This is a genomic window from Streptomyces sp. NPDC015345, assembly GCF_043078805.1.
In the GTDB taxonomy this organism is placed as follows: domain Bacteria; phylum Actinomycetota; class Actinomycetes; order Streptomycetales; family Streptomycetaceae; genus Streptomyces.
This window is the reverse complement of the sequence record NZ_JBIBTX010000018.1, coordinates 1-6,253: the sequence shown is the minus strand read 5'-3', so window position 1 is coordinate 6,253 and position 6,253 is coordinate 1. Positions and strand designations below refer to the sequence as shown.

At 71.4% G+C, this 6,253-nt stretch carries 2 protein-coding genes; both read right to left on the bottom strand.

The window, feature by feature from the left end:
• The coding region (locus tag ACF062_RS38400; protein ID WP_392144753.1) for a condensation domain-containing protein at positions 1-1,494 on the bottom strand (1,494 nt) is incomplete at its 3' end.
• Entirely contained in the window at positions 1,491-6,251 is a 4,761-nt protein-coding gene (locus ACF062_RS38395) for an amino acid adenylation domain-containing protein (RefSeq protein WP_392144751.1), read from the bottom strand. The genes ACF062_RS38395 and ACF062_RS38400, both read right to left, overlap by 4 nt.
• Positions 6,252-6,253 lie beyond the last annotated feature (2 nt).

Here is a 6,253-nt window from a genome sequence, read left to right as displayed (position 1 = left end):
CCGACCATCCAACTCCCCATACGACACCACACCACCCTCGAACTCCACCGCCACAGCACCCGGAGCCCGCACCACCCACTCCTCGAACAACCCCGCCAACGACGCCTCCGGCAGGGCCAGTCCCTCCCCTCGGTGCGCGGCAGGGTGCAGGCGCTCGGCGGGAGCGCGTACGTCGAGACGGCCGACCGGGATGCGCGTCTCGTGGACGACGGCGCGCAGGGCCTGGAGGAGTTGCTCGCCCAGCTTCCGCGCCCCGGCCTGGTCGACGGTGTCCGTGCGGTGTTCGAGGCGCAGACGCAGGCGCTCCCCCGGGTGGACGAGAAGGGTCAGGGGGTAGTGCGTGGCGTCACGGCCGCGCATGCCGGTGATGCGCAGCTCGCCGCCCGCTTCGGTGCCGCCCACCGTGCCGCTCGGCGCGGCCGGGTAGTTCTCGTACACCAGCAGCGTGTCGAACATCTGGGTGGTGCCCGACAGGCCGCTGAGTTGCCGGATGGAGGACAGGTCCAGATGGTGGTGCGGCAGGAGCCGGGTCTGTTCCTCCTGGACCCTGGTGATGAGGTCGGCGAGGTGCTCGGCGGGCCGCAGGCGAACGCGCACGGGGACGGTGTTGATGAAGAGACCGACCATGGTTTCGACGCCTTCGACGTCCGCGGGACGCCCGGACACCGTCGCTCCGAAGACGATGTCGTCCTTGCCCGTGAACTGGGCGAGCACGAGGGCCCACGCGGTCTGGACGAGAGTGCTGGCGGTGACCCCGAGGCGGCGGGCTACCGGGGCGAGAGCGGCGGTCGTGGCGGCGTCCAGCTCCAGTTCGAGCTCGTCGGGCAGCTCGGGGGCGGGAGCCGTCCGCGCGGCCGGTGCGATCAGCGAGGGTTCGTCGAAGCCGCCCACGGCCTCGGCCCACGCCGCCCGGTCGGCGGCGCGATCCCGTCGGGAGAGCCACTCCAGGTGGTCGCGCGGCGAGCGCACCCTCGGCAGCTCCGAGTCGTCGCCCCCCGTGGCGTACAGGGTGACGAGGTCGCGCAGCACGATCGGCAGCGACCATCCGTCGAGCAGCAGGTGGTGGTTGGACATCACGAAGATGTGCCGGTCCTGCGCCACGCGGATGCACAGGAAGCGGACCAGGGGCGGGGTCGCGAGGTCGAAGCGCTCGTAGCGGTCGGCGCGCAGCAGTTCCTCCAGGCGCCGGTCGCGCTCCGCCTCGGGCACGTCCGTCAGGTCGTACTCGCTCCACGGCAAAGGGACTTGACGCGGTATCAGCTGTACCGGTCTGCTGAGCCCTTCGTGCCGGAAGGCCGCCCGCAGGCCGGGATGCCGTGCGAGAAGGGCCTGCGCCGCCTGCTTGAGCGAGGGCACGGAAAGGTCACCGGTCAGCTCGACGACCAGTTGGACGGCGTACACGTCGGGGGCGTCGCCGCTGTAGAGGCGGTGGAAGAGGAGACCTTCCTGGAGCGGGGAGAGCGGCAGGATGTCTTGCAGGCCCGAGGTGTTCACAAGGTCCTCCACTCGGCTTCGAGAGCGTCGATCTCGTTCTGGCTCAGTCCTGCTCCGAGCAGGTCCGACGGGGTACGGCCGCCCGCGTCCGGCGCGGCGGCGTGGTCGGCCAGGGCGCCCAGGACGTCGAACCAGGTCCTGGCCAGTTCTTCCATGCGGTGCTGTTCGAACAGTCCGTCCGCCCAGGTCCAGATGGCGACGAGGTGGGTGCCGGTGTCGTCCTCGCGCACCATCGTGTTCAGTTCGACGGCGTGGGGCAGGGGTATGCGGGCGTCGTCCGTACCGCCCAGGCCCTCCAGCCTGCCCAGGCCGTGGCTCGTCCGGTCGGCCGAGCCACGGGTGCGGCCGAGGTTGTTGTATCCGATCTGCGCGGTCGGCAGCGCCTTGAGTGCCTCGGCGGTACGAGGGTTGAGGTACCTGAGCAGTCCGTAGCCCGACCCGTCGCCCGGTACGGCCCTCAGCTGTTCCTTGACCTTCTTCAGCGCCTGCCCGGCCGCGGGTCCTGCGTCCAGCGCGCCGGCGATGTCGACGCCGGCGAGGTCCAGGCGTACCGGATGGATGTCGGTGAACCAGCCCACGGTCGTCGTCAGGTCCGCCCCCGGCACCAGCTCCTCGTGCCTGCCGTGGGTCTCCACGTCCACGAGGAGGTCGGCTCCCGTACCGCGCCAGTGCGCGACGGCCAGCGCCAGGCCGGTGAGCAGCACGTCGTCCACACCCGCGTGGAACGCCGCGGGTACGGCGTCGAGCACCCTCCCCGCGACGTCGGGTGGCAGGGTGAGGGAGAGGCTCCGCGCGCTGCCCAGCGTGTCCTTGGCCCGGTCCAGGGGGCGGCTGCCGAGTCGCTGGTCGGGGCCGGACAGCAGCCGGACCCAGCCGTCGGCCTCGGCCGTGCGCTCGGGGCTGTGGGCCGCGGTGTGCATCGCGTGGGCCCAGCGGCGCAGTGACGTGCCGATGGGGCGGAGTTCGGGGGTGCGTCCCTCCCGGTGCGCGTTCCAGCACTCGATCAGTTCGGGCAGCAGGATGCGCCAGGACACCTCGTCGACCGCGAAGTGGTGGATGACGATCAGGACCAGGCCCGGCTCTCCGGCGCCGCGGTCGAACCACACCACCTCGACGAGACGGCCCTCGCGCGGGGAGAGCCGGGTCCGGGCGGCGTCGGCCTCGGCGGCCACGCGGGCGGACATGTCGTCGGGGGATTCGCCCGGCTTGCGGGGCAGGTCGACGCGGCGCACCGCTTCCGCGATGTCCATCGTGTCGGGTTCCCGTACTTCGAGGAGCTGGTCATCGCCGTCACCGACCAGGCGCAGCCGCAGCGCGTCGTGGCGGCGCACAACGGTGTCCACGGTGGCCACGAGCGTCCCGATGTCGCTTCCCGGAGGCAGCTCCACCAGCCGGGACTGGGCGAACCGGTCGATGGGGCCCCCGAGTTCGATGAAGCGCCGCAGCACGGCCGTGGGCCGCAGCGGCCCTTCGTCGTCGGTGTGCTCCAGGGCGTCGGCCCGGTCCCTCGAGCGCGCGGCGGCGGCGAGCGCGGCGGGCGTCTGGTGGGTGAACACGTCGCGCGGGCTCAGGTCGAGTCCGGCGGCGCGCGCCCTGCCGACGAGCGAGATCGAGGAGATGCTGTCGCCCCCGATGTCGAAGAAACGGTCGTCGGGCCCGGCCTCTTCGAGGCCGAGCACATCGGCGAAGATCGCGCACAGCAGAGTCTCGCGGCGACCGCGCGGCGTGGCTCGTGCGGCGTGCTGCGGCCTGGGCAGTGCGGCGCGGTCGGCCTTGCCGTTCGGGGACAGCGGCAGCTCGTCCAGGACGACGAAGGCCGAGGGCACGGCGTGGCCGGGCAGAGTGGCCGATGTGAACGCCCGCAGGGCCTCCGCGTCGAGCCCGGCACCGGGTTCCGGCACGGCGTAGCCGACCAGCCTGCGCTGTCCCGGCCGGTCCTCACGGACGGTGGCCGCGGCCTGCGCGACGCCGGGGCAGCGCAGCAGCACGGACTCGATCTCTCCCAGCTCGATCCGGAATCCGCCGAACTTCACCTGGTCGTCGCGGCGACCGGCGAACTCCAGAGTGCCGTCGATCCGTCGGCGTGCCAGGTCCCCGGTGTCGTACATCCGCTCTCCGGGGCGGCCGAAGGGGTCGGCGACGAATCGTGCGGCCGTGAGGTCCGGTGCCCGGTGGTAGCCGCGGGCGAGTCCGGTGCCCGCGATCCACAGCTGCCCGACGGTGCCCGGCGGCACCGGCCGCAGTCGGGTGTCGAGTACGTATACCCGCTTGTTGCGGAACGGGACGCCGATCGGCACCGAACCGGTCGATCGCCCGGTCTGTTCGGCGCCCGGGGCGGGGCCGGTCGCTTCCGGGCCGGCGGGCCTGATCTCCCCGGCGGTGGCCGCGATGGTCGTCTCGGTGGGCCCGTAGCCGTTGAACAGCCGGTGCCGGACTGACCAGCGCCGCGCGGTGGCCGGCGGGCAGGTGTCGCCCGTGACGGTGATGACCAGGCCGGGCGGCAGTTCCTCCTCGCTCAGGCTGGCGACGACGGCGGGCGGCAGGGTCATGTGTGTGACACCCGCGGTGGCGACGAACCGGGTCAGGTCCTCGCCCAGGGCCTGGTCCGCCGGTGCCAGGACGAGCGTCGCCCCGGAGAGCAGCGCGCCGAACACGTCCCACAGGGAGGCGTCGAAGCTGGTGGACGCCATTTGCAGGACGCGGCAGCCGCGCCCCAGCTCCCAGCGGTCGACGGCGGTGGACACCATGCTCGGCAGACCGCCGTGCGGGATCACCACGCCTTTCGGGCGGCCGGTCGAGCCGGAGGTGTAGATGACGTAGGCGGCGCTGTCCGGGCCTGTGGGGGTCACGGTGTGGCTGGTCCCGAGCCCGGCGCCGCGGTCGGGGTCGGGGTCGAGGTGAGGGACGAGTTCGAGGTGAGGGTCGGGGCCAGGGTCGAGGTCGGCCGTCAGTGCGGTCGTCACCTCCGGCGCGTCCAGGATCAGCAGGGGCGTGCCCTCGTACGCGAACCGCTCGCGCAGGCCCTCCGCGGTGATGACCAGCTCCGGCGTGCTGTCCTGGAGCATGAAGCGCAGGCGGTCGTCCGGGTATCCGGGGTCGAGGGGGAGGAACGCGCCGCCCGCCTTGAGGACCGCCAGGATCGCCACCACCCACGTCTCTGAGCGTTCCAGGGCGATGCCCACGAACGTCTCCGGTCCGATACCCCGTTCGACGAGGAGGCGGGCCAGGCGGTCGGCGCGCCGGTCCAGGTCGGCGTAGGTCAGCGTCGTGGTGCCGAAGACTACGGCCGGGTCGTTCGGAGCAGATGCCACGCAGGCGTCGAACATCGCTGTCACGGTGGTGGCGGCCACGGCGTGACGTGTGTCGTTCCAGCCGTGCACGACGTCGTGCCGCTCGGTCGGTGTCAGGACGTCGTAGGCGTCCAGTCGCTGATCGGGGTCGGCGGCGAGTGAGGCCAGGAGGTGTACGAGGCGTTCGGCGAGCGCGGCGCAGGTCGCCCGGTCGAACAGGTCGGTGTTGTACTCCAGGATGCCGTGGAGGCCGTCGCGTTCACGGGTTCCGCCGCCGGGGCTCTCGGCATCGGGCAGGCCGACGAAGGCGAAGGTGAGGTCGTTCTTGGCCTCGCCGGTTTCCACCGGCTGCGGCCGCACCTCCAACCCCGCCAGCTCTTGGATTTGCTGGGACTCGGAGGCCACATCCGTGTTGTTGAGGGTGAGCATGACCTGGAAGAGGGGGTGGCGGGACAGGGACCGCTCGGGGTTGAGGATCTCCACCAGCCGCTCGAAGGGCAGATCCTGATGCGCGTACGCCTCCAGATCCGTCTCCCGCACCCGCGCCACCAACTCACGGAACGTCGGATCCCCCGACACATCCGTACGCAACACCAAACTGTTGATGAACAACCCCACCAAGTCATCCACCGCATCATCACCACGCCCGGCCACCGGCGTACCGATGGGGATGTCATCACCCGCACCTGAACGCGCGAGCAGCACACCCAACGCCGCCTGCAACACCATGAACACACTCGCACCGCACTCACGAGCCAGCCTCGTCACACCGGCGTGCACAACCGCGGGCACGGTGAACTCCACCCGATCACCACGCTGCGAGGGAACCGGTGGACGCGGACGGTCAGCAGGCAGGACGATCTCCGCGGGCAGGTCGGCGAGCTGCTCCCGCCAGTACGCGACCTGCGCCGAGACCAGGCTCTCCGGATCGTCCTCCGAGCCCAGCAACTCCCGCTGCCACACCGCGAAATCCGCGTACTGCACCGGCAACACCGGCCACCGCGGGGACTGACCCTTCGCCCTCGCCCCATACGCGGCACTCACGTCACGCACCAGGGGACGGACCGACCACCCGTCGCTCGCGATGTGATGCACCAGCAGAAGCAGCACATGTTCGTCGGCGTCCAGCTCGAACAGCACCGTCCGAAGAGGCGGGCACCTCGTCAGGTCGAAGGGGTGCCGCGCTGCGGCTGCCAGTTCCGTTGCCAGTTCCTCCGCCGAGACGCGGACGCTGACGACCTCCGGTTCGCTGTCGACTACGTCACGTACCACTTGGTAGGGGCCTTGGACGTCTTCGGCGAAGATCGTGCGCAGGCTCTCGTGCCGCGCCACGACATCACCCAGCGCCAACCTCAGCGCCTCCCGGTCCAGCCTGCCGCTCAACCGCAACGCCAACGGCACGTTGTACGCCGCCCCAGGCCCCTCCAACTGATGCAGGAACCACAACCGCTGCTGACCGAACGACAACG